Annotated in this window: 15 protein-coding genes and 1 riboswitch; of the genes, 5 read left to right on the top strand and 10 right to left on the bottom strand. The window is 55.8% G+C overall.

Annotation, left to right across the window (positions count from 1 at the left end):
• Positions 1-132: 132 nt before the first annotated feature.
• The 5 genes from AC27KL_RS14200 to AC27KL_RS14220 form a co-directional block, all read right to left on the bottom strand.
• Entirely contained in the window at positions 133-1,971 is a 1,839-nt protein-coding gene (locus AC27KL_RS14200) for an ABC transporter substrate-binding protein (protein WP_487170105.1), read from the bottom strand.
• 263 nt (positions 1,972-2,234) lie between these two features.
• The gene (locus AC27KL_RS14205) at positions 2,235-3,197 is read right to left on the bottom strand and encodes a DMT family transporter (RefSeq protein WP_487170106.1); all 963 of its coding nucleotides are present in this window, start codon (positions 3,195-3,197) and stop codon (positions 2,235-2,237) included.
• 135 nt (positions 3,198-3,332) lie between these two features.
• Positions 3,333-3,496: riboswitch (FMN riboswitch) on the bottom strand.
• A 168-nt stretch (positions 3,497-3,664) separates the two neighbouring features.
• Entirely contained in the window at positions 3,665-4,690 is a 1,026-nt protein-coding gene (locus AC27KL_RS14210) for an S-layer homology domain-containing protein (protein WP_487170107.1), read from the bottom strand.
• A gap of 87 nt (positions 4,691-4,777) precedes the next feature.
• A complete protein-coding gene (locus tag AC27KL_RS14215) occupies positions 4,778-8,161 on the bottom strand; it encodes a DUF6359 domain-containing protein (RefSeq protein ID WP_487170108.1) in 3,384 nt (1,127 codons plus the stop codon).
• A gap of 254 nt (positions 8,162-8,415) precedes the next feature.
• On the bottom strand, positions 8,416-10,494 hold the full coding sequence (locus tag AC27KL_RS14220; RefSeq protein WP_487170109.1) for a bifunctional 2',3'-cyclic-nucleotide 2'-phosphodiesterase/3'-nucleotidase: 2,079 nt from the start codon (positions 10,492-10,494) through the stop codon (positions 8,416-8,418).
• Between the two features lie 279 nt (positions 10,495-10,773).
• Between AC27KL_RS14220 and AC27KL_RS14225 the strand changes: the two genes are divergently transcribed.
• The 4 genes from AC27KL_RS14225 to phnE (AC27KL_RS14240) all read left to right on the top strand — a co-directional run bounded on the left by AC27KL_RS14225 (position 10,774) and on the right by phnE (AC27KL_RS14240) (position 14,266).
• Positions 10,774-11,739, top strand: a complete 966-nt coding sequence (locus AC27KL_RS14225; protein WP_339323692.1) for a phosphate/phosphite/phosphonate ABC transporter substrate-binding protein — start codon at positions 10,774-10,776, stop codon at positions 11,737-11,739.
• Between the two features lie 132 nt (positions 11,740-11,871).
• Positions 11,872-12,639, top strand: coding sequence for a phosphonate ABC transporter ATP-binding protein (phnC, locus tag AC27KL_RS14230; RefSeq protein ID WP_036712191.1), 768 nt, complete (start codon positions 11,872-11,874; stop codon positions 12,637-12,639).
• A complete protein-coding gene (phnE, locus tag AC27KL_RS14235; RefSeq protein ID WP_487170110.1) occupies positions 12,636-13,451 on the top strand; it encodes a phosphonate ABC transporter, permease protein PhnE in 816 nt (271 codons plus the stop codon). The genes phnC and phnE (AC27KL_RS14235) overlap by 4 nt, the downstream gene beginning before the upstream one ends.
• A complete protein-coding gene (phnE, locus tag AC27KL_RS14240; protein ID WP_052147120.1) occupies positions 13,448-14,266 on the top strand; it encodes a phosphonate ABC transporter, permease protein PhnE in 819 nt (272 codons plus the stop codon). Before phnE (AC27KL_RS14235) ends, phnE (AC27KL_RS14240) begins: the two co-directional genes overlap by 4 nt.
• Before the next feature lie 272 nt (positions 14,267-14,538).
• Here the strand turns inward: phnE (AC27KL_RS14240) and AC27KL_RS14245 are convergent, their stop codons facing one another.
• The 5 genes from AC27KL_RS14245 to AC27KL_RS14265 all read right to left on the bottom strand — a co-directional run bounded on the left by AC27KL_RS14245 (position 14,539) and on the right by AC27KL_RS14265 (position 19,511).
• Positions 14,539-14,808: a hypothetical protein gene (locus AC27KL_RS14245; protein WP_339323689.1), complete on the bottom strand. Its 270-nt coding sequence runs from the start codon at positions 14,806-14,808 to the stop codon at positions 14,539-14,541.
• Positions 14,809-14,842: 34 nt separating this feature from the next.
• Positions 14,843-16,096, bottom strand: coding sequence for a Tle-like phospholipase domain-containing protein (locus AC27KL_RS14250; RefSeq protein ID WP_487170139.1), 1,254 nt, complete (start codon positions 16,094-16,096; stop codon positions 14,843-14,845).
• Between the two features lie 72 nt (positions 16,097-16,168).
• Complete coding sequence (locus AC27KL_RS14255; protein WP_156124631.1) at positions 16,169-16,465, bottom strand: hypothetical protein; 297 nt, start codon at positions 16,463-16,465, stop codon at positions 16,169-16,171.
• A gap of 359 nt (positions 16,466-16,824) precedes the next feature.
• Positions 16,825-17,628 (bottom strand): adenosylmethionine decarboxylase, encoded by an 804-nt coding sequence (gene speD, locus AC27KL_RS14260; RefSeq protein WP_487170111.1) that lies wholly within the window; start codon positions 17,626-17,628, stop codon positions 16,825-16,827.
• Between the two features lie 260 nt (positions 17,629-17,888).
• Positions 17,889-19,511, bottom strand: a complete 1,623-nt coding sequence (locus AC27KL_RS14265; RefSeq protein WP_487170112.1) for an amidase family protein — start codon at positions 19,509-19,511, stop codon at positions 17,889-17,891.
• 267 nt (positions 19,512-19,778) lie between these two features.
• On the opposite strand from AC27KL_RS14265, the gene AC27KL_RS14270 reads away from it, so the two are divergent.
• Complete coding sequence (locus AC27KL_RS14270; protein ID WP_487170113.1) at positions 19,779-21,860, top strand: methyl-accepting chemotaxis protein; 2,082 nt, start codon at positions 19,779-19,781, stop codon at positions 21,858-21,860.
• Positions 21,861-21,910: the final 50 nt, after the last annotated feature.

Below are 21,910 nucleotides of genomic sequence, written 5' to 3' on the forward strand. Positions count from 1 at the left end.
GAATATCATGCTGCCGGTGACGGAGAGCCCGCATAGGTACGGCCTGGAAAGCCGTCCTTTATGCAGGCTGCGTGCATGTTTGCTTTGGGCCGTCACTCGAACATGATTGGGCTTCCGGATTGCGCGGCCTCCTCAGTTATGAATCTGGTACAAGGCCCGGATGCCCGCGCCGTCCATGGCGATTTGCGGCGGAATGTTGCTGCCGTCCCCGTCGACGGGGAACCCCTTCCATACGGATTCGTTGACGGTGTGGAACACCCATGGGCGGTACATCAGCGGAACGGAAGGGATATCCGTCAGCCAGATTTTCGTCAGCTCGGTATACAGGTTTTTCAGCTGCGCTTCGTCGGTGACGGTAGGGATTTGGTCGATGATTTGATCGGCCTTGTCGTTTTTGTAGCGTCCCCAGTTCCAGAACGCCATTTCTCCGGCAGGCGCCACGCCTTTCGAGTACATGATGTCATGGGCCCGGCTCCAAGGCTGGCTCGGATTGACGCCGCCGGCCGGCGTGTTCATGATGATGTCGAACTTGCCTGTTTGCAGGTCGTTCGTCCATACCGGAGCTTCCGGGAACTTCGTGCGGATTTCGATGCCGATCGCCTTCGCGCTTTGCGCGACGATTTCCAGCGCCGCGTTCCAGTCGGACCAGCCGTACGGGCATTCGATTTCATACGGACCGAGGCGGGTGCCGTTCAGGACGCGGATGCCGTCCTTGCCTTTTTGGGCCCCGATTTTGTCGAGCAGTTCATTGGCCGCTTTGACGTCGGTCGTCCACTGGAGCGGTTTGATCGCGTCTTTGTCGACGTATTTGGATTCGGCGTCGGTATTCAGCGTCAAGGAAGGTTCCATCGCCGCCGAGTAGCCGCTCATCGCCAGATCCGATATTTTTTTGTAGTCGATGGCCATCGCGATGGCGCGGCGGACGTCGGCGTTGTCGAGCCCTTTTTTCGACATGTTGAAGAAGACGGACGGCATGGAACCCGGCACGTAATACGGAGCGTCCTTCAGGAACGTCTTGATCGGCGCTCCCTTTTCCCACATGTTCCAGACCTGCGGAATGAACTGCTGCGATACGTCCACTTGGCCGCTCTTGAAAGCCAGGTCGCCGGCCGCGTTATCCTTGTAAATGACGTGCGTGATGTATTTCGGAGCCGGCAGTTTGCCGAACAGCGATTTGCCCCAATAATTGTCGTCGCGCTCGATCGTGATTTTCTGGTCGTTGTAGAAATACAGCTTGTATGGCCCCGTGCCGACCGGGTTATCGTTGACTTCTTTCCGGATGGCGGACAGGTCGTTGCCCGCTTTCTTTTCGATTTCCTCCCAAACATGCTTCGGAAGCATCGGGATCAATTCAATGCTGTCCAGCACCCTCAGCCGGTTGGGATTATCCTTGTTCAGCTTGATGTTGACGGCATTGGCCCCGTCGGCGGTTACTTCGGAAATATTCGTCCAATAGCTGCTCCAGTTGATGTCGTATTTTTTGCCGAGCTCGTAAGTATAAACGACGTCCTCCGAAGTGAACGGCTTGCCGTCGTTCCATTTCGCGTCCTTGTTCAGCTCGACATGCAGCGTATCGTCCTTCCATTCGTATTTGGTTCCGAGCAGCGGCTCAAGCGCCCCGTTCAGCTGGTTGATCATGAACAACGTTTCGTACACCAGCTCCCGGGAGTTGCCGTAATTGATCGGAAAAGCCGGATTGCCGCTCAGCAGGTTGAAGTTCGTCGGTGCTCCCCACTGCAGGCCGTTGACGTACAACGTTTCGTTTCGCGGCGTTTCCTTGGCGTCGCCTTTGGAGGTTCCGGTCGCGGGTTCTTTGGAAGGCTCCGTCTGAGTGCCCGAAGGCGGTTTGTTACCTTCCTGCGTTTTCGGCGTTTCCGAAGCGGACGGCGGCTGCACGGTTTGGCAGCCTGCGATGAGAACTCCCGCCATCAAAAGCGCCATCAGCGGTTTCGAAGCGAATTTCAGCCTCATGAACATTCCCCCATTCATCACATTGACACCTTGAATCTTGAATCTTGAATTGCACCGACCATTTCTAAAACGTATTCTGCAAGCGCTTACTTATAAAAATGTATGTCGAACCGTTTAAATCATGACTGAAAATCTTGGGTCCCTAAAAGTTATTCACGCGCGAAAAAAAGGCCGCTTTCGCGGGCGGACAAACCGCCCCGGAAGCAGCCTTTTAAGGCAACAGCTTTGAATTATTTTATAGGGAAGGCCACCAGAAAATACGTTTACGATTCCTTTGCGCTTTGGCGCGATATGATGAACAGGACGGCCCAGATCAGGACAAACCCGCAAATTTGGTGGAATTTCACGACCTCCTGGAACGCGATCCAGTTGATGAGCACGCCGACCATCGGGAAGCTCAGCTCCGCGAGGGTCGCCACCGACGCTTTGGTCGTCGTCAGGCCCTTATAATACACCATCAGGCTGAACAAGCCGGGCAGCAGCGCCTGGCCGAGCAAGTTGATCGATACGGCCGCGATCGTGCCAGCGCCGGAAGGAACATGCCAAGGATCCCCTTGATTGATCGTAATGGCGATCAGGAGCGGCAGCGCCACGATGAAACGAAGCGAAGTGACCGTTTCGTATTCCATTTTGCCGACCATCAGGCGGCCCATGACGGTCGAGCCGCCCCACAGCGCCGCCGCGCCCAGGGACAGCAGGCTTCCCACTTGGACGAAATCGTTGACATGGCCGAACGGGAACGTAAACCCGAAAGTGAGCAGGTAGGTGCCTGCCAGCGCAAGCAGCAGCAGCCAGCCGAACTTCTTCGGCAGCTGTTCCTTCAACAGGACCCGCGCCATGAGAATGGCGAAAATCGGCTGCATTTTCTGCAGCAGCAGGACAGCGTTCAAATTGCCGTGGGTCAGCCCCAGCGTGAACAGAATAGTCGCGATGGCCGAGCCGCCCCAGGACAGGAACAGCAGCGCGCCGATATGGCGCAGCTTAAGCCCTTTTAATTCGGAGCGGTGCTTCCAAAGCATCGGCGCCACGAACAGCGCAATGATGATATGTTCGAGCAAAACGATCTGCGTCGGCGTGATCTGCTCGCGCAGCAAAATGATCCGGAAGAGCGGGTCCGCTCCCCACAATGCCGCCCCGAGCACGACCAGCCAAAAGCCGGTTTTCGGGCGGACCGCCTGCTTGCGCAGGGCGGGATTCAGCTTGAACTTGTTGCTTACGTTTTCCATATTCCTAATCCCCTTGCCTGAATACGGAGTCAACATTGGAAAACCCCCGTATATCGACCGAAATCGACAAAACGGGGGCTGATCAAATAAGCCTGCGGAAATGTTACGAAAAAACATTTCCGGCAAACCTGCTCTATTGATCTTCTCCCATCCGGACTTTACCGTCGGCCCTGGAATCCCACCAGGTCAGTCGCTGCCTTTCAATCGCTTGAAAAGCAGGAGTCGCGGGCTTGACGTCGCTTTGGCGTTCAAGGACGTTCACCGCCGGTCAGGAATTTCACCTTACCCCGAAGATCCATATTCATATTTTTAGTATTGGTTTGAGTTCGTTCATACCATGATACTGCGTCATCGTATGAAAAAGCAACCCGAATGGTTACTTACATAAGTATAGCACATATCTTCGATTTAGCGGAAGCTTCTTTCAATAAAGAATTTTTTCCATGCTATCGATATTTTCGATAGCATTATTTCTGCTGCAGCAATGCCGAAATGACGACCACCGCCTCGGCGCGGGTCGCATGGGCGTTTGGCGCAAATAAGCCGCCGCTTCGCCCGCTCATGATGCCCCGCTGTGCCGCCGTCTCGGCGTAAGGCTTGGCCCAGGCGGGGATTTGCGCGCCGTCGGCAAAAGCAGGCTTGCCGCCGCCTGCCGGCGCTTCGGTCGAAGGCAGCGAACGGACGGCCATGGCGGCCATTTCCGCCCGCGTAATCTTCCTCGCCGGCCCGAACGATCCATCGGCGTAACCGTTCATGATCCCCCGGACTACCGCTTCTTCCACGAAAGGCAGTCCCCATGCCGGAATTTTCTTCGCATCCTTAAATTGGACAGGCTGGCGGGCAGCGTCGCCCGCCCCCAGGGCCCGGATCAGCATGGCGGCCAACTCGATCCGCGTCACTTCCTTGCCCGGTTGGAACGTCCCGTTCGCGTAACCCTTCACCCAGCCTTGCTGCACGGCCTGCTCGATGGCGTCCTTGGCCCAGTGACCGCCGATATCTTTCAGGGCAGCCGGTACGGGGACGCTTCCTTCCTTGATCGAAATGGATACGGTAATGATCTTGCTTGCGGCAGCATTCAGCTTGGAGTCCACCAGTTTGACGTCATGCAGCGAAACGTCGGCGCTGCCCTTCTGCAGCCTCGCGAATTGAACGGAGGCCAATTGAACGGTGCCGTTGTCGCCGGCCGTTTTGCCTACCTTGGTATGCGCGATCCGGACCGTCCCGTTTCGGACGATCGGATCGACGGAGAAACCGTTCGGGCCTGCTGAGGCGCTTTGATATGAAAGCTTCTGCGCGTCGTATTTCAGCGTGAAATCGTAAGCGTACAGATCTTTAAGATGTTCTCCCGTCACGACGACCGTGATTTGATTCCCGCTGGACGTTGATTGCAGAGAGACGCCGGGGGCTGCGTCATCCGCCGACGCCTGCGTTTGCGCGGCAAACCACCCGAATACGAGCACGAGTCCGAGAATTGAGGCTAACTTTTTCAGCAATGGGCTTCATCCTTTCGAACATGCCAATCGCAGAAAACGGCATACGGCCGCCTTCTGCGATGGGTGTTGGATTCATCCTTCGTTGGTTTATTTGCCGTACCAATCGCCGATAATCATTTGGGCGACGCCGGCCAGCGCGCGGATCGTGATTTCCCCTTCATTGAAAAGATCGGCGGAGGCCACGCGGCTCCAGTTGCCGTCGGCCGATGTGATGCCGAAATATTTGGCCATGATCGACAGGTCCTGCACGGTAATTTTGCCCGTTCCCGGCACCAGCGTGATCAGCTTCGTCTTGAAGGCCGCAACCGCATTGTTCAGCGCGGCTGTCGCGGCATCAACCTGGGCTTGGGCAGCCGCGGAGCTGTTTTTCACCGAAACGGCGGACTGGATCGCGGTTTGAAACGCCGACTTGGCCGACGCCGGATACTGTCCGATCTTTTCGCCTGCGGCGGCGCGGTCGTATACGTTCTGAGCCGAAGCGATCGCCGCGTTTAAGGCGGACTTGTCCACAGGAACGGACGGCACCGGAATGACCGCGTTTTTAAAGGTATGAACGGCGCTTGTCAGCGCAGCCAGCGCCGCATTGATTTGCGTTTGGGTAGCGGATGCATCGTTGTAAACCGCGGTTGCCGCTTGAATGGCCGCAAGCAGGTCGGCCTTGGCCGCAGGCGGATATTGCCCCGGTTCGGTACCCGTTACGGCTTGATCCGCCAGTTGTTGCGCATCCTGAATGGCTGCATGAAGCGCGCTGCGGTCAGCCGTTGCCACTTGGATCTGAACGGCGGCCCCGCCCGTGTCGATGTCCTGCGAAGCGCCGTCCGAGGATACCGTAAATGCCGTCACCGACAATTCCGCGCTGCCGGCCGCATCCTCCCTCAGCTTGCCATGCAGTTGAAACAATTCGCCGCTTTCTTTGATCGCATTCGCCTCCCCGGTGCTTGCCAGCAGCAGCCGGATTTGTCCCGCTTCCGGCTTGATGCCCGCCGCCAGCAAATTCAAGCCTTCCCTGGAAGAAGCGACCGCCCCCTCGGCGAGAACGGGACGGCCTTCCTGATCGGTTTGCGTTTGAAACGTCATCTTGGACGGATCGTATTGGATCGTGACGTCCATTGCGGTAAAGGAATATGTCAACGCGCTGACGCCAACCGCCACGTCGACGGGAGCCCCCGCATAAGCGGAAGCCGGCCCCGTCATCGTTGCCGCATTGCTTTTCTCCGGGCCCGCTCCCGCCGGCCGGATATCTTCCAGTTTCAGCAGCTTCAGCTGGTAATTGTTTTTGAAGATGGACGAAATGCCGGTGATGTCGACCTTCGTTCCTTCCGGAAACGACTGCTTCAGCCTATCGGCTTGAACCCCCGTGCGGCTGTCCACGCGCACACGGTTGGTCACGCTTCCGTTGACCAGGTCGAATTCCAGCGAACCGGTAACGGTCTGGTAATTCCGTACAGTCATATTTTTCAGGGTAATCAGCTGCCCTTGATTGCTGTCGTTCACCGTATCTTGAACGATGGGGGTCGGCGCCGGAATGCCCGCCGAATCGTCCAGCTTGGCAACCTGAACTTCGTTCATCAGCTCCGCCTCGGAGTTGAAGACCGTTTTCTGGGCGGTCATTTTAATTTTGTCGCCTGCGTGGAATCCCGTTGCCGCGCTTGGATAGACATAGATGCCGGCGGTTCCGTCCTGCAAATAAAATCCCGATCCGCCGAATATTCCCGGTTCGGACGTGATGACGCCTTGTACCGTCACGTAACTGTTGTCCGCAGCGGACCTGGCGTTTCGGATCGTGGTCAGCTCCGGAATCGTCACCACCGGACCGCTATCGCCGGAACCGTAAGAGCCTGCTTTATACGTTGCAGGATCGTACCATTTATAGCCTGCAGCCGGTGTCGTCCAGGGCTCCGTGCCGGGGATTTCGGCCGAAGTCGCCGGTTCCTCGAGCGCTCCGAGCAGCGGCGTCGGCTCGTCCAGCGCAATGCCCCGGTTTTCAAACGTCTCGTAATCCTCGTGAATGGCCAGCCATTTTACGGTTTGCACGAGGAAGACGCCGTCCTGGGCTTCGCCTTTGAATCCGTCATAGGTTTTTTTCTTGCTGCCGTTGTCTTCGCGGACGTATTTCGGGCTCGCGTCCTCCACCGGCGAAGAGTCGCCGATGAACGCGGCTTTGCCTTTTCCCAGCTTGGCGATGGCCGCATACGGTCCTTCGGCTTTGCCGCCGTTTTTGTATACGCCCCCGGTCGGGAAATTTTTCTTGTCGCTGTTTTCGACCGCGTTGTTCCAGCCGGGCACGTTTTGCGGCAAGTATACGATCCCTTTGACCCGCTTCGGATCGAGGATGACCAGCGTCGAGCCGCTGTGCATTTCGACGTCGTTGACGCCTGCCGTGATGCCAAAGGATTGGTCGTATTTGACCGCATCCGTTTTGGTCACGTCGCCGACCGAATTATAGCGGAAACGGACCCCGAAGTTTTGGCCCAGCCAATCCGTGCTGGTCACGTCCCTCATCGCGCCCGATGCGGCTTCGGCGGCAGCCATGCCTTTGGTCGGGTCGCCGAAAGCTCCGCGGCGGTATCCGTTCATCACTTCGGAGGAATCCCAACGGTTCAGGTTCCGGTCGGAATTGTAATGGTCAGAGATGAAGAAAATGCTGCCGCCTTCCTTGACGTATTGCAGCATCGCGGCTTGCTCCGAGGCTTTAAAAGGAATGTTGGCTTCGCCGATGATAAACACGTCGTACGGCTTCAATTTATTCAAAGTAACGGTCGGTTCAGCGTAGGCTTGGGCGCTCATCGGGAGCGTCCGTTCCAGCGCATCCACCTGAAAGTTCGCTTCCCTTAAGCCGTCCGCAAAATCGGAAAAGGCTCCGTCGATCACCCAATCGGCGGCGCCGGCCGTCTGCCCGTGGCTTTGGTCAAACAACACCTTTTTGCCGGTTCCGTCGGGAAGCGTCGTAGGCACGCCGATATTTTCGCTGCCGGGATCGGACGGATTTGGCGTCCCGCCCCCGCTTCCGGGATCCCCGCCGCCGGACTCGCCCGATAACGTGATGGCCGTCGGGCTTTTGACGCCGAACATGCCGCTGTACGCCGTCAGCGTTCCGGTGACCTGAATCTTTTTGCCGAGATTGCCGGGATTGGTTTTGAGGCCGATCTGCGGACGGTAGCTCGCCGTCACCTGGACGTCGATCAGCTTGTCCTTGCCCGTTTCGCCGGGGGAATCCGCGATCAGCACGTTTAAGTCGTCCTGAAAACCCGAAAAAAGGAGCTTCGAATTGTAGACCTCGCCGACGATATACCCTTCGATCGTGGCGGTTTCGCCGCTGTTGTTTTTGGCGATGGCTTCGGCCACGGTAAGAACGGATGATGCCGCCTGCGCAGGCAGACCGCCAAAAAGGGCGGACAACATCAATATCATTGCCAAAAACGCACCGGCAAGCTGCCTGCCCCGGAATTGGAACGGAATGGCCGTTTTCATTTTCCCTACCTCCCCATGTTTTCTTGTCAAAATCGTCTTCCCCTTAAACGTAGCACCCCTGTATTATTGCAATTTGCTGAAAATGTAAAATTTTACACCTTATTCATAACATCGCCCCCAACCGATTGGTAGTTGGATTTTATATTAAAAATGAACGCCGCATAAGCGCCTTAATCCTTATCTTTGCAATAAAAATACAGAGGTCTCGGGACATCCGAAACCTCTGCATGTCGATGAAATCTGGGAGCGGATCACTATGGCAAATATGAAAAGCGGCGCAATCCGTCGGATTTCGTATGTTGTTGGCGAACCGGCTTTGGCCCGGAAGGCATGGACGTTTCCGACAGATCCGCGGCCAAATCGATGCGGTATAGGCCATACCCGCGAGCGTCGGTCCGCCCCGTATGCGCGATCCCCGGAAAGTCCTTCACGTATCGGGCCGCCTCGGGCGAACCTGCGAAGATGACGTTGACCGGTTTCCCGATAGGGCTGAAACTCCAGTTTTCCTCCGGTTCCGCGACGAGGCAGCCTTGCTCCGCAATATAATCGATCAGCGCCTGACGGTTTTCGTCCGCCGAGTCGAGCACCAGTTCCGCTTCGCGCAGGCCCGGCACGATGCCGCTGGACACGCGGTAATTGCTTGTGACCACGATCAACGGCTGCCCCGGGTCCACCGGGACCCCTTCATGCCGCAAGTCTTCGATCCGGCTCGCGTCCGGGTTCAGCAGCGTGCCGTCGGGGCCGTATTTTGCCGGCCGGGCGACGTTTACGCGATACGTAACGCCGCCGATCACGTCAAAGTTGAAGGCGGGAAACGCCGGGTTCAGAAGAGGCTGCTCCGAGGTTTCGTCCGGGTCGATGAGATTGTAGATTCCCGCCGAGAACTCAAGCCATTCTTTCAGGGCGGCACCGCTCAATTTGACGGCCTTGACGGTATTTTCGAACAAATACAGCTCCGAAGCGCTGCGGATGGCAATCGGTCCGGGCGGAATCTCCGCATAATCGTTCGGGCCGTTCCGTCCGGCTTTGAACGGCGACGAGGCCGCAAGCACGGGGAGATGCCGCAGATCCGGCGCAAGCGAAGCGATCCTCCGGCGGGCGTAATCCCTTTGGGCATGATTCAGCAGCTGCACGGAAGCATCCGCATGCACCAAGGAAAAATACGTATGCAAAGGAACCTCGGTCCGGCCGATGGGGGCGTTGGCATAAGCAACCGTTTGTTGATGCGCCTGCTGCAGCAGCGCGGCGATTTCGGCATCGGGTTCCGCGGACTCGCTGCCCTCCGTCCCGTCGCAAATCTCCCGTACCATCGCTTTTCCATGCACCGCCTGCCATTTTCCGTCCAGCTGCCGGAGCGTCAAATCGATGATTCCGAGCATCGCCCCGCTATATCCGGCCTGCACCGCCGGCAATCCGTTGATGGTCCCCTCCTGCCAGTCGACCGCCGGCAGCGGCGTTCCGTCCGCATGTTTAAAGGAAGCGTCCAAGGAAGCGAAATCCCTTGCCGGGAACGTCCGATGCGTATGGGAAAACGCGATGGCGTCAATCCCCGGCACCAGGCTGAGGGGCAGCACCGCGTTTTCGGCATCGTGATCCTTCAAGGATACGCCGGCGTCAAAACCGGTATGCGCCAGCGCAACAATGACGTCCGCTCCCTCCTCTTTCATAGCCGGAACCCATTCAAGCGCCGACAGGACCATGTCTTTGACCTGCACTTTTCCGGCCAAGTGGCCCTGGTCCCAGTCCAGAATTTGCGTAGGCGCGAAACCGATGAGACCGATCCGGATCTCATGCGACCGCCCCATCCCGTCTACGCAGGTTTTCGTCAAAATGACGTACGGCCGGTAGCGGTTGACGGCAAATTTCCTCCCCGCTTCCGCTTCATGCACGTATATATTGGCGTTGACGTAAGGAAAGGAAGCTCCCGCGACGACTTGGTCCAAATATTCCAACCCGTAATTGAATTCATGGTTGCCGAACGTGGCCGCATCATATCCCATCGCGTTCATGGCGCGAATCGCCGGGTGAATCCAGTCCCCCGCCTTGAGCCGGTCCGGATCGACCCGCGCGGCAAACGTGCCGAGCGGCGTGCCTTGAATCAAATCCCCGTTGTCTGTCAGCAGCGCGTTTGCTGCTTCCGCCCTGGCCCGCTTCACCAAGGTCGCCGTCCGGACCAATCCGACCGCGGCATCCTTCCGGTCCCGGTAATAATCGTAGTCCATCAAACAAGCATGCACGTCCGTCGTGGACATAATCCGCAGCTCGATGGACGGCTCGGCGTTTCTTCCCAAGCCGTCCGCCTGCGTATTCGGAATGCCATTCACGTTCACCACTCCTTTTCGCCTCTCCATTCGATCCTGGCTACGCCCATTATACCGTCCGCATATTAAACGGGGGTAAAATCGCCGATTACGGTTTTTTACCATATATAGGGACAGATTCGCGGCCGCCCCGGGACCAGAAATGCGGCGGATCGGGCGGATATTTTACGGCCAATCAACAAAAGTCGCCCTTTCCGTTAACCCTTGTTTCCCGCGCCTATGTTACGCTCATTCCTGTCGGACGGCATGCTCCGGCCGAAAAACCATAGAAAAATTCTGGAGGGGACCATCATGTTTAAAAAAGTACTTGCGATCGGCATGACGCTGGCGCTTGCAGCCAGCCTTGCCGCATGCGGCTCCAAAAGCGCCGGCAACGGCAGCGGAGACGCGGCTTCGGGCACCGCGGAAGCGGCATCTTCCGGCTATGTGCCGAAAGAGCTGAACGTTCAGTTCGTGCCGTCCCAAAATGCCGATACGCTTGAAGCCAAAACCAAACCGCTCGAGAAACTGCTCGGGGACAAGCTGGGCATTCCGGTTCACGTTACCGTATCGCCGGATTACAACACCATCGTCGAAGCGATGGCTTCCAAGCAGGTCGACGTCGGCTTCCTGCCGCCGAACGCTTACGTGCTGGCCCATGACAACAAAAAAGCGGCCGACCTTCTGCTGCAGGCGCAGCGTTACGGCATCAAGGACGAAACCGGCGAGGACACGACCGAAAAAGTCGACTTCTACAAAGCGATGATTGTCGTGAAAAAAGATTCCCCGATCCAAAGCCTGAAAGACCTGAAAGGCAAAAAAATCGGCTGGCAGAACGTCACTTCCTCCGCAGGTTACGTCTTCCCGGCGGCCGAGCTGAAAAAAGAAGGCATCGACCCGGACAAGGACGTGCAGGGCGTAACGATCAAAGGGCATGACGCGGCCATCATGGCGCTTTTGAACGGTCAGGTAGACGCCGTCGCCGTCTTCCAGGATGCCCGCAATACGGTGAAAAAGGACGTGCCCGACGTATTCGAGAAAACCCGCGTCCTCCATTACACCGCCAAAATCCCGAACGATACCGTCAGCGTCCGCAGCGACATGGACCAAAGCTGGAGGGATAAAATCAGCCAGGCATTTATCGATATTACGAACGATGAAGAAGGCGCCAAAATCATCAAGGACATCTATACGCATGTAGGTTACGCCCCGGGCGACGACAAAAACTTCGAATCAGTCCGCGAATACGCCGAGGTCGTAGGCCAGGAAATCAAGTAACGCCGACTGTTCCGGCATATCCATACCTTTCTATCGGGCAGCACCGTCCATGAAGTCGATGGCGGTGTTGTTTCCCATTGCAGACGCCGGAACGCATTTCCATTCAAACCCATTACAGAAAGTTGGTTCGCCATGATCGAATTCGATAACGTAACGAAGGTTTATGCCAACGGAACGGTTGGACTCCGCAATATCAACCTCACCATCCGCGAAGGAGAACTTGTCGTCATCGTCGGCCTGTCCGGTGCGGGTAAATCCACCTTTTTGCGGAGCATCAACCGCCTGACGGATATTTCCTCGGGAGACATCCGGGTGAACGGCCAATCGGTGACCCGCGCCTCCGGCAGCCAGCTCCGCCGCATCCGGCGCGATATCGGCATGATTTTCCAAAGCTTCAACCTGGTCAAACGTTCGACCGTCATCCGGAACGTGTTGTCCGGACGGGTCGGCTATCATTCCACGCTCCGCACCCTGCTCGGCTGGTTTCCGAAACAGGACGTGGAGCTGTCCCTTGATGCGCTGCAGCGGGTCAACATCCGGGAAAAAGCATACGTGCGCTCCGACCAGCTCTCGGGCGGGCAGCAGCAGCGCGTCTCGATCGCGCGGGCGCTTGCGCAGGAAGCCCGGGTCATTTTGGCGGACGAACCCGTCGCTTCGCTGGACCCGCTCACCACGCGCCAGGTCATGGAAGACTTGAAGCGGATCAACCGGGACATGAACATCACCACGGTCATCAATTTGCATTTCATCGACCTCGCCCGGGAATACGCGACGCGGATCATCGGCCTTCGCGCGGGGGAAGTGGTGTTCGACGGCACGCCGGAAGAAGCGACCGACGAAGCCTTTGCCGAAATTTACGGCCGTCCCGTGCAGCAGGACGAGCTGCTGGGAGGAGCATGATGAAAACGACCGTTTCTCCCGCTTCGCTGAATCCGGCCGCTTCCGGCATGGAGCCGCCGCGAAAATACAAGCAAATTGCCGGATGGATCATTCTTGCCGCCGTCATCATTGCCTGTTCGGTGCGGACGGAAGCGACCCCGTATCAGCTGATCGTCGGCTTGCCGCAAATGGGGAGCCTCCTGCAGGAAATGTTTCCGCCGGATTGGAGCTACCTGCCCACGATCTGGGGACCGATGATGGAAACCTTGCAGATCGCCATTCTGGGCACGACGCTTGGCGCTTTGCTCGCCGTTCCGGTTGCCCTGCTCTGCGCTTCCAATTTGGGCGTCAGCCGCTGGGTTTCCCTGCCGACGCGGATGGTGCTCAACTTGGTCCGTACCATTCCCGATTTGCTGTTTGCCGCCATTTTTGTTGCGGTATTTGGCATCGGGCCGTTTGCAGGCATGCTGGCGCTCGTGTTTTTCTCGTTCGGAATCATCGCCAAGCTGACCTTCGAAGCGATCGAAGCCATCGATCCCGGCCCGCTTGAAGCGATGACCGCCGTGGGCGCCAACCGGCTGCAGATCATTATGTACGGCGTCGTGCCCCAGGCTCTGCCTTATTTCATGTCCTACCTGCTTTATACCTTTGAAGTCAACGTGCGGGCAGCAGCTGTTCTCGGACTTGTCGGGGCCGGAGGCATCGGCCTGCTGCTCGACCGTTCGCTCGGCTTGTTCCGTTATGACCGGGCCGCGATCATTATTTTGCTGACGCTTGCGATCGTGCTCGTCATCGATTACGGAAGTACGATGATCCGGAGGAAACTGCTATGAAATCAAACACGACGCCCGTGACCGGAAAAGCTTCCGGCTCCGCGTTCCGTGCGCGGATTCGTTTCGCGCTGACCGCCTTGATCGTAATCGCGGTTTATTACTGGTCGATCCAGGGAATTCGTTTTGAAGGGATTCAGGGTACGGCGGGGACCGTGTCCAAGTCCATCCTGCAGGGATTCCTGCACCCGGACTGGTCCTTCGTCTATATACCGGAGGGAGAGGATTTGCTTCGGGGGCTGCTGGATACGCTGGTCATTTCCATTCTCGGGACGGTGGTCGCCGCCGTCGTTTGCATTCCGTTCGCTTTTTGGGCGTCCACGAACATGAGCAGGCGGCTTGCCGTCTCCGGCAGCGGCAAAATCGCGCTGAGCGTCATCCGCGTGTTCCCGGAGATCATCGTCGCGATTTTGTTCATCAAAGCGGTCGGGCCCGGCTCCTTTGCCGGCGTCCTCGCGCTGGGCATCCACTCGGTGGGCATGCTCGGCAAGCTGTATTCGGAAACGATCGAAAACATCGACCGCGGGCCGCAGGAAGCGTTGATCGCCTCCGGCGCCAACCGCCTTCAGGTCCTTCGTTACGCGGTGCTGCCGCAGGTGATCCCGCAGTTTCTTTCTTATTCGCTGTACCGCTTCGAAATCAACATCCGCTCGGCCACGACGCTTGGCCTGGTCGGCGCGGGCGGCATCGGGACGCCGCTGATCTTTGCGCTCCAGGTTCGGAACTGGAACCGGGTCGGCATCATATTGCTCGGCATTATCGCGCTTGTCGTATTGACGGATCTGGTATCGGGCTGGCTCCGAAAACGGATTACGTGAGCCCGCATCCGCACGTTTTTTGCAATCATTGGGCAATCCCCGAAATCCCGGCCCTAAAAAGGACTGTTCCTAGGAAATTCCCGGAGCAGTCCTTTTCGCGTTCAGACTCCATACGAACATCATTTATATCCTGCGAAGGGCTGCCGGAATGTTTTTTCGAGCAATTCGGTGGAATAAGGGATATATACGCGGGTTCTTTTACAATTTTATCCATCTGAATAAAAAAAGAAAAACGCCGCACTCCCCATGGAATACGACGTCCCCTCTTCCCGTTATCTCATTTGATCCGTTTGCTTCATGACCTGCATGTACCGGATCAGCTCCGCTTTTTGCTGCTCGATCGCCCGCACCCGTGTGGCCAATCCGGTAAAAAAGGCTTCCACGTATTCGCGCGTCACGTTCGCCGATTGCCCGTTCCAATCGCTAAGCCTGGCGTACAGGCTTCGGGCTTCCTGCTCGTCGGCCTGAATACGGGCAAGCAGCCAGCTCAGTTCCCGCTCCGCCTGCTCCAGATCGACCAGCTCTACAAGGATTTCGCTCATGTTATCCCTCCGCTTCGAAAGCTTATTGCATCAATTACGGGCCGGAAGCATCGGCCTGACGGAATTGCTCGGCCTTCGATTTGATGAACGTGAGAAACTGCGTCGTCTGCTCGACATGCCATTTCGTCAGCCCGCTGACCGAAGCGTCCAGCTGCGCCACGATCGGCTGCAGCCTGCGGCTGTGGCTGGACTGGGTATATTTCATCAGCTTTGCCCTGACCGCCTGCATATCGGAGCTGATCTGCTGGGCGTTTTGGCTCCATTTTTCGGCGACGCTTTTCAGCTCCTCCGGCGTCACGCGGATCATGCCTTTGCCCGCGCTCATGGCCGCCGCGAGTCCCGTTCCCATCGCGAGCCCGATCGGCCCCATAAAGGCGCTTGGTATCCCGAGCGCCTCGGCCAAAGACAGCGGCGCCCGCGGCGATCCTCCGACATATTCTCCGGTTTCCCCGTGATACAGTTTGTTGTCGATATATCCGTTCTCGTCGAATTTGTAGCGTTTCAGGCCATGGTAATAAGGACCGCCCAGCGTGTTTTTGATCTTGTCGATGACGCCGACCCCCTCGTTGGCATCCTCGTAGTTGGAGTCGATGTAATACGTCGAGCCGACGTGCCGGTCGTAACCTCCCAAGGTGCCGCTGGCGATGATATCGCCGGGATGGGCGTAATTGATGATTTGCGAATCGAATTCCCCGTTTTCGGCTTTGCGTCTGGCGCTGCTGGTCAAGCTCCCCATAACGGAAGGCGCGCTGAACGTGACCGCCGATAATCCGGTATAAGCCGCGGCATACTGCGCATTGGCGCCTCCAAGCGAATGTCCCGTCAACGAAAAATTCAAATCTTTGTATTTGCTTTTCATTTCATTGGCGTAATCTTCGGCCTGATACAGCTGCTTGTCGCCGTCAAAAAATTTGTCCACGGCTTTGCCGGCATCGCCCAACCAATCTTTGGCCTTGGTAATGCCCAGATTATCTTCGACTTGCTGCACCTTGTCGTCCCAGGGCATTTTAACCTCGAAGCTTTTGTCCAATTTCCGATCCAGCTCCCGCAGGCCGATGCCCCCGTCGGTCACGTAGTCCGGCAACGCATCCTTTAACGGTTTGCCGCCTTCCGTTCCGCGGTAAGCGATGACCGCCTGCTTCGTTTCCGGGTTGTAAAACGTGACCGCGTCAAACCCCGAAGAATCGTCGTTGGCAGCATCCTCCAGCACTTCCCAGCCCGGCAGCTCCTGCGGCTTGCTCCCTTTTTTCAAATCGGAGTAGGCGAGATCCGACATGGTTTTATACATTTCGTCCGTGATTTCAGATCCTTTGCTCAAACGTGCTCCTCCCCCCTCGGTTCATCCGAACGTGACCGCGTCCTAGTTGGACGCATCCTTTTTCGCGAAGGGATCGATCCCTTTGGCGCGAATGGCCTTTTCAAGCTCCGGGCTCATGACGAAGTTGGTCGTTTTTTTGTCCTCGTAATCGACCGCGATGTTGAAGCTTTCCTCCGGCTTGCCTTTGACGTGGCCTTTCATCGTAATTTTTGGCGTTATGTATTCGTCCAATTTTTCCTGATCCGTGATTTCCACGTCCAGTCCGTATTCATCCTTGAAATACTGGATGGCGAGGTTTTTGGCCTCCTGCATTTGGCCGTCGTTTTCCGATTTGTTCACGCTTTGACAACCTCCCAATAAAACGATCGTAAACAGCATAAGAGCGATAGACCGGAATAAGCGAGAAATAACCATCAGTCCTCTCTAACCCTTTTTCTAAAAAATTAAACATGATTCCCTACCATTAATCCAGTTTCTTGAAAAAATCAGGAAATTATGACCACTCGCAGCCGAAAAACAAGACCTAAAGTCCATATTAAAATCGGCCTAATTTCCATCGTATGAGCCTATGGGCGGCCGGATGACATTTCGCAAAAACCCTTGCGGAAGGACCAAGTCGTCGTTCAAGCAAACCTTAACACATGATTTGTCTGCAGCGCCCCCCGCTTCCGCACAAAAAAAGCCGAGGAAACGATTCCTCAGCTCATGTTTTTGCCGTAATAAATTTCATCCATCTCCTGCGTGATCCGTTCCGTGATTTCCTTCTGCTCCCGTTCGCTTAATCCGTCCTTGGTATATCCGAACAAATAGTTGTCCAGGTCGAACTTTTTCAGCTTGCATTTGGTATGAAATATATGCTCCGGGTAGACGTTGACGTCGATCATGTGGTAGAGGTCTTTGACGTTATCCGGGATGTAATTCTGGATCGAATTGATGTCGTGGTCGATAAACAGCTTATGCCCCGTAATATCCCTCGTAAACCCCCGCACCCGGTAATCGATCGTCATGATGTCGGTGTCGAAGGAATGGATCAAATAATTCAGCGCCTTCAGCGGCGAAATTTCCCCGCAGGTGGATACGTCGATATCGGCACGGAACGTGCTGATCCCGTCATCCGGATGATATTCGGGGTACGTGTGGACCGTAATGTGGCTTTTGTCGAGCGACATGACGACCGATTCGGGCAGCGGCCCCGGCGATTCCGCATACGACTCCTTCGGCACCTCCACCACGGGCCCCTCCGATACGAGAATCGTGACGCTCGCGCCTTGGGGGACGTAATCCTGTTTGGCGATGTTCAGCACATGGGCGCCGATAATGTCCGAAACCTGTTTTAAAATGGCCGTCAAACGTTCCGCGTTATACTGCTCGTCGATATATTCAAGGTACGCTTCCCGCTCATCCTTGGTCCGGGTATAGCAGATATCGTACATGTTGAAGGCCAACGACTTCGTCAGATTGTTGAATCCATGCAGCTTGACGTGCTGCTCCGGTGCTGCCATGCATCATTCACCTCGCTGTTTCTTTTCAATGCCTAATATTCCCTGATCCAGCCCGGATATCCGTGACGGACGGTCCTTCTATTACATTTCATTACCCGAATTCCTCCGTTTCAACCCTTCCGGCCGTCTCGTCCAACGCCAAAAACCGCCCCGCAGTTTGCGGGACGGCTTCGATGGCGCCGTTTTACGGGGCAGGTGCATTGCATCCGCCTGCTTCATCGACGGGAGAGAAGGACGGAATGCAAGGGCTGCCCTTTTCGTTATGGCAGTTTCGGCGTGTTTTGCGGAACCGTTCTTGCTTTCGTTGCTTGTTCGAAGGCATAAGCCAGGTTCAGCAGCTTTTGTTCGCTGTATGCCGGTCCGAAGAATGAAATGCCTACCGGCACGCCCGCTTCCACGGTACCCGCAGGGACGGTGACTTCAGGGAATCCGGTTGCCGACGCAACGTAACTTGCAGCGTAGGTGTCGTACGCGGTACATACGTAGGTCGGGTCTTCTTTGTCGAACCGGTTGGATGCCGGGCAGGACATCGTCGGGAATACGATCGCATCCAGCTTGTTCTTTTTCATGATGTCCATGATTTCTTTGCGCGTTTTGGGAATTTCTTGGTGCACGAGTTTTTTGTATTCTTTCGAATTCAACGTGTCGGCTTTGGCAAGTGCCGTTTTGAGGCCTTCAAGACGTGCCGGGTTGACCGGCGTCGCCGAATTCATCACCTCGGGCGACTCGCTGATGGCGATGACTTCCTGCAGCGTTTTCGGTCCGCCGGCAGGCAGCATGCCCAAATATTTTTCGAATTGGGTTTTGAATTCCGCATCGCCTACAGGCCCGAGAATCGGCGTCCACAAATATTTCGTCTGGGCGGAATACGATACCGGCACGGCGACGGCTCCCATGCTTTGCATTTTGGCGATCGCTTGTTTCGTGATGGAATCGACCTCGGCATTGTCGCCGAAGAAATCGGTGGCTACGCCGATGCGCGCATGCTTCAGCGAGGAAGCATCCAGGGATTTTGCGTAATTCTGCACGACACGATGGGCGGTTTGGGTTGCTTTGTCGTTTTTGTCCGTTCCCGCCATGACGCTCAGCACGATGCCGGCGTCCTTCACGCTTCGCGCCAGCGGTCCCGTCACGTCAAGCGACAGGGCGGACGGCACGACGCCGCTGCGGCTGGTCAGCCCAAGCGTCGGGCGAATGCCCACAAGACCGGTAACGTTGGCCGGGCCGCGAACCGAACCGGACGTATCGGTTCCCAGACCGAAAACGGCAAAGTTGGCCGCGACCGCCGCGGCGCTGCCGCTGCTGGAACCGGAAGCGTCGCGGTTCAGGTTATACGGGTTGAGCGTCAAGCCTCCCATCGAGCTGTATCCCAATCGGCCGTAGGAAGCGGCAAGCTCGGACATGTTCGTTTTGGCGATGACGATCGCCCCTGCGTCGATCAATTTTTGCACGGTAAACGCGTTTTTGGACGGGTAGTCGTTTTTCAGGGCTACCGATCCGGCCGTCGTCGGCATGCCGACCACGTCGAAATTGTCTTTGACGACAAACGGAATGCCGTGAAGCTTGCTTCTCGGCCCTTTCGTTTTGCGCTCCGCATCCAGCTTTTTGGCGGTCTCCAAGGCTTTGTCGTTGACCGTAATGATGGAATTGATGGCGGGACCTTGCTTGTCGAAGGCCTCGATGCGTTTCAGATAGTATTCGACCAGCTCCTCGGAAGTGATTTGGTTCGTATCCAAAGCGTTTGCGATTTCGTCGATGCTTTTTTCGAACGGATCAAACGCCGGTTTTTCTGAAGCTTCCGCGTGTGCTTGGTTCCATGGCAGCAGGGCCGTCACGAGCAAAATGGCCAGCAGCGCTTTGAAATGAAAATGCTTTTTTCTCACGTTGTCATACCTCCTGATGTCTTTTGTCATTGGCCGTAGTTCTTACAGCATGATTTCTCTCCCAACCTATTTATCGTTATTTACCTACGTTTATTGAATAGCAATAGACAAAAGTCCTGATTATCCGATGCGTTTTTCGACAAAATTTAACAAAACTTCGATACCTGCCGATATATATCCCAGAGAGAAAAATATTCATGCTTAAAACACAGGGATGTTGCAAGATTCGAAATTTGCGGCTTCCTGCACATGGAGGAGAGAAACAACTTGAGAAAGAAATTGCAGTGGAATTTAAAGATGCAGTTCCTGGTCACGATGGTGGCGCTTGTCCTGCTGTCCACGTTGTCGCTGGGTTTTGCCATCAACCAGAAAGTCACGGGGGACATGGAGAAGAATTTCTACGACGCGACCCGGAAGGAAATCATGCAGGTCAGCGGAGCCATGAACCTCTATTTCAGCACCGTCAACGAATCGGTCGAATATTTCGCTAAAAACCCGCTCGTGCAGCAAATCGACGGTTCGATTACTTCATACGTCAACGCGGTAGGCAAAGACGGAACGATCCAAATGACGCCTTCGCAAAAGCCCGGGATCGAATCGGAAATATACAATCTGTATGTGAACTACGCCAAGACGCATCCGAGCATCTCCTACATTTATCTGGGCACGAAGGAGGGCGGATACATCCAATGGCCGGAGGGAACCTCCAAAGACAAATACGATCCGAGAACGAGAGCATGGTATACGCAGGCGATCGAAAATCCGGATAAGGTCAAACGTACGGGCGCATACGCTTCGTTTACAGGCAACGTGCCGATCGTGAGCTCTTCGGTGACCATTAAAGACAAAGCAGGCAACGTCGTGGGCGTTCAAGGCGTGGACGTCAGCCTGGAGGCGCTCACCCAAACGATCAACAACATTAAAATCGGGGAAACCGGCTACGTCATTCTGACGGATGAAACCGGAACGATTCTGGCGAATCCTAAAAACCCGGAAACGAATTTCAAAACGCTGAAGGATTTGAACGTCAAAGCGTTCGCCGATATCGACAAGATGACGGACAAGCATTTCGAAGTCTCGTTGAACGGCAAAAGCTACACCGTCAACGTCTACGTTTCGCCGGAAACGCACTGGAAATACATCGCGATGATGGACAAAAGCGAGATCGCCGAGTCCACGAAGGAAATCCAGCGCATCATTTATTTGGTCATGCTCATCATCGTGGTCATCGTCATTGCGATTTCGCTGTTTATTTCGAGGGCGATCGCTAAACCGCTGAATGCGTCGGTGCATTATTTGCAGCAAATCGGCAGCGGCAACCTGGCGACCGAAATTCCGGAGTCGATGCTGAAAAAAGGCAACGAAACGGGGGCCATGCTCAGGGCGATCAATGCGATGAAAACGGACATTCAAGAGATGATCGGCAAAATTTCAGGTTCGGCGCACATCGTTTCTCAATCGGCGCTCAACCTGAAGGACAGCATGGACCAGACGCAAAAAGCCTCTGCGCAAATTACCGAATCGATCATCCAGCTCTCTTCCGCGGCAAGCGACGAGGCGAATACGGTAATGATGGGATCCGAAAAAGTCGAAGAGCTCGGGGGTGCCATCGATCGGGTCACCGCCTCGACCCAAGAGATTCTCGAATTGTCCCGCCGGACCGGGGAACTGAATCAGCGCGGCATCGTTATTGTTCAGGAGCTTGTCGGCAAATTCAACAGTACGCTCCAATCTTCGGAGGAAACGGCCCAAGCCATTTCCCAGGTCAGCGGCAGCGCCGGCGAAATCAGCACGATCCTCGACACGATCCTGGAAATCTCGGCGCAAACGAATCTGCTGGCGCTGAACGCGGCCATCGAAGCTTCAAGAGCCGGCGAACACGGCCGGGGTTTTTCGGTGGTCGCCGCGGAAATCCGCAAGCTCGCGGAGCAGTCCGCCGCAGCCGTCAAAAATATAAGCCATATCATTTCAAGCGTAAACGGTCAAATCTCGAATGCGGTGGAAGCCATCGGCACTTCGCGCGAGCTGTTTTCCGACCAAGAGCAGGCCGTGAGGGAAACCGAATCGATCTTTCATGAAATCATGGTCTCGGTCAACAGCCAGATGAATAAAACGACGGAAGTGGACGAGCATATCCAGGTCATGGTGGAAAAACGCCACGAATTGACCGACGTCTTCACCAATATTTCGGCCATTACGGAAGAAAACGCGGCCATTACGCAGGACGTATCCGCCGCGGCCGAAGAGCAGCTTGCCACGATCGAGGATGTCGCCGGCTATCTGACCCAGCTTAAGGGCCTGTCCCGCGACCTTGAAGAAAATATTAAAAAATTTACGATCAACAAATAAAGGATTTTCGGTTCGTTTTCCATAAAAAAGGCCCGGTTCGAGCATCGCTC

It is taken from the genome of Paenibacillus sp. YAE3, from assembly GCF_057546105.1.

What these genes read in the sequence shown, in the direction of transcription:
- AC27KL_RS14200 (WP_487170105.1), bottom strand. Translation starts at nt 1,971, where the DNA reads ATGAGGCTGAAATTCGCTTCGAAACCGCTGATGGCGCTTTTGATGGCG.
- AC27KL_RS14205 (WP_487170106.1), bottom strand. Translation starts at nt 3,197, where the DNA reads ATGGAAAACGTAAGCAACAAGTTCAAGCTGAATCCCGCCCTGCGCAAG.
- AC27KL_RS14250 (WP_487170139.1), bottom strand. Translation starts at nt 16,096, where the DNA reads ATGTATAAAACCATGTCGGATCTCGCCTACTCCGATTTGAAAAAAGGG.
- AC27KL_RS14245 (WP_339323689.1), bottom strand. Translation starts at nt 14,808, where the DNA reads ATGAGCGAAATCCTTGTAGAGCTGGTCGATCTGGAGCAGGCGGAGCGG.
- AC27KL_RS14215 (WP_487170108.1), bottom strand. Translation starts at nt 8,161, where the DNA reads ATGAAAACGGCCATTCCGTTCCAATTCCGGGGCAGGCAGCTTGCCGGT.
- AC27KL_RS14225 (WP_339323692.1), top strand. Translation starts at nt 10,774, where the DNA reads ATGTTTAAAAAAGTACTTGCGATCGGCATGACGCTGGCGCTTGCAGCC.
- speD (WP_487170111.1), bottom strand. Translation starts at nt 17,628, where the DNA reads ATGGCAGCACCGGAGCAGCACGTCAAGCTGCATGGATTCAACAATCTG.
- phnC (WP_036712191.1), top strand. Translation starts at nt 11,872, where the DNA reads ATGATCGAATTCGATAACGTAACGAAGGTTTATGCCAACGGAACGGTT.
- phnE (WP_487170110.1), top strand. Translation starts at nt 12,636, where the DNA reads ATGATGAAAACGACCGTTTCTCCCGCTTCGCTGAATCCGGCCGCTTCC.
- phnE (WP_052147120.1), top strand. Translation starts at nt 13,448, where the DNA reads ATGAAATCAAACACGACGCCCGTGACCGGAAAAGCTTCCGGCTCCGCG.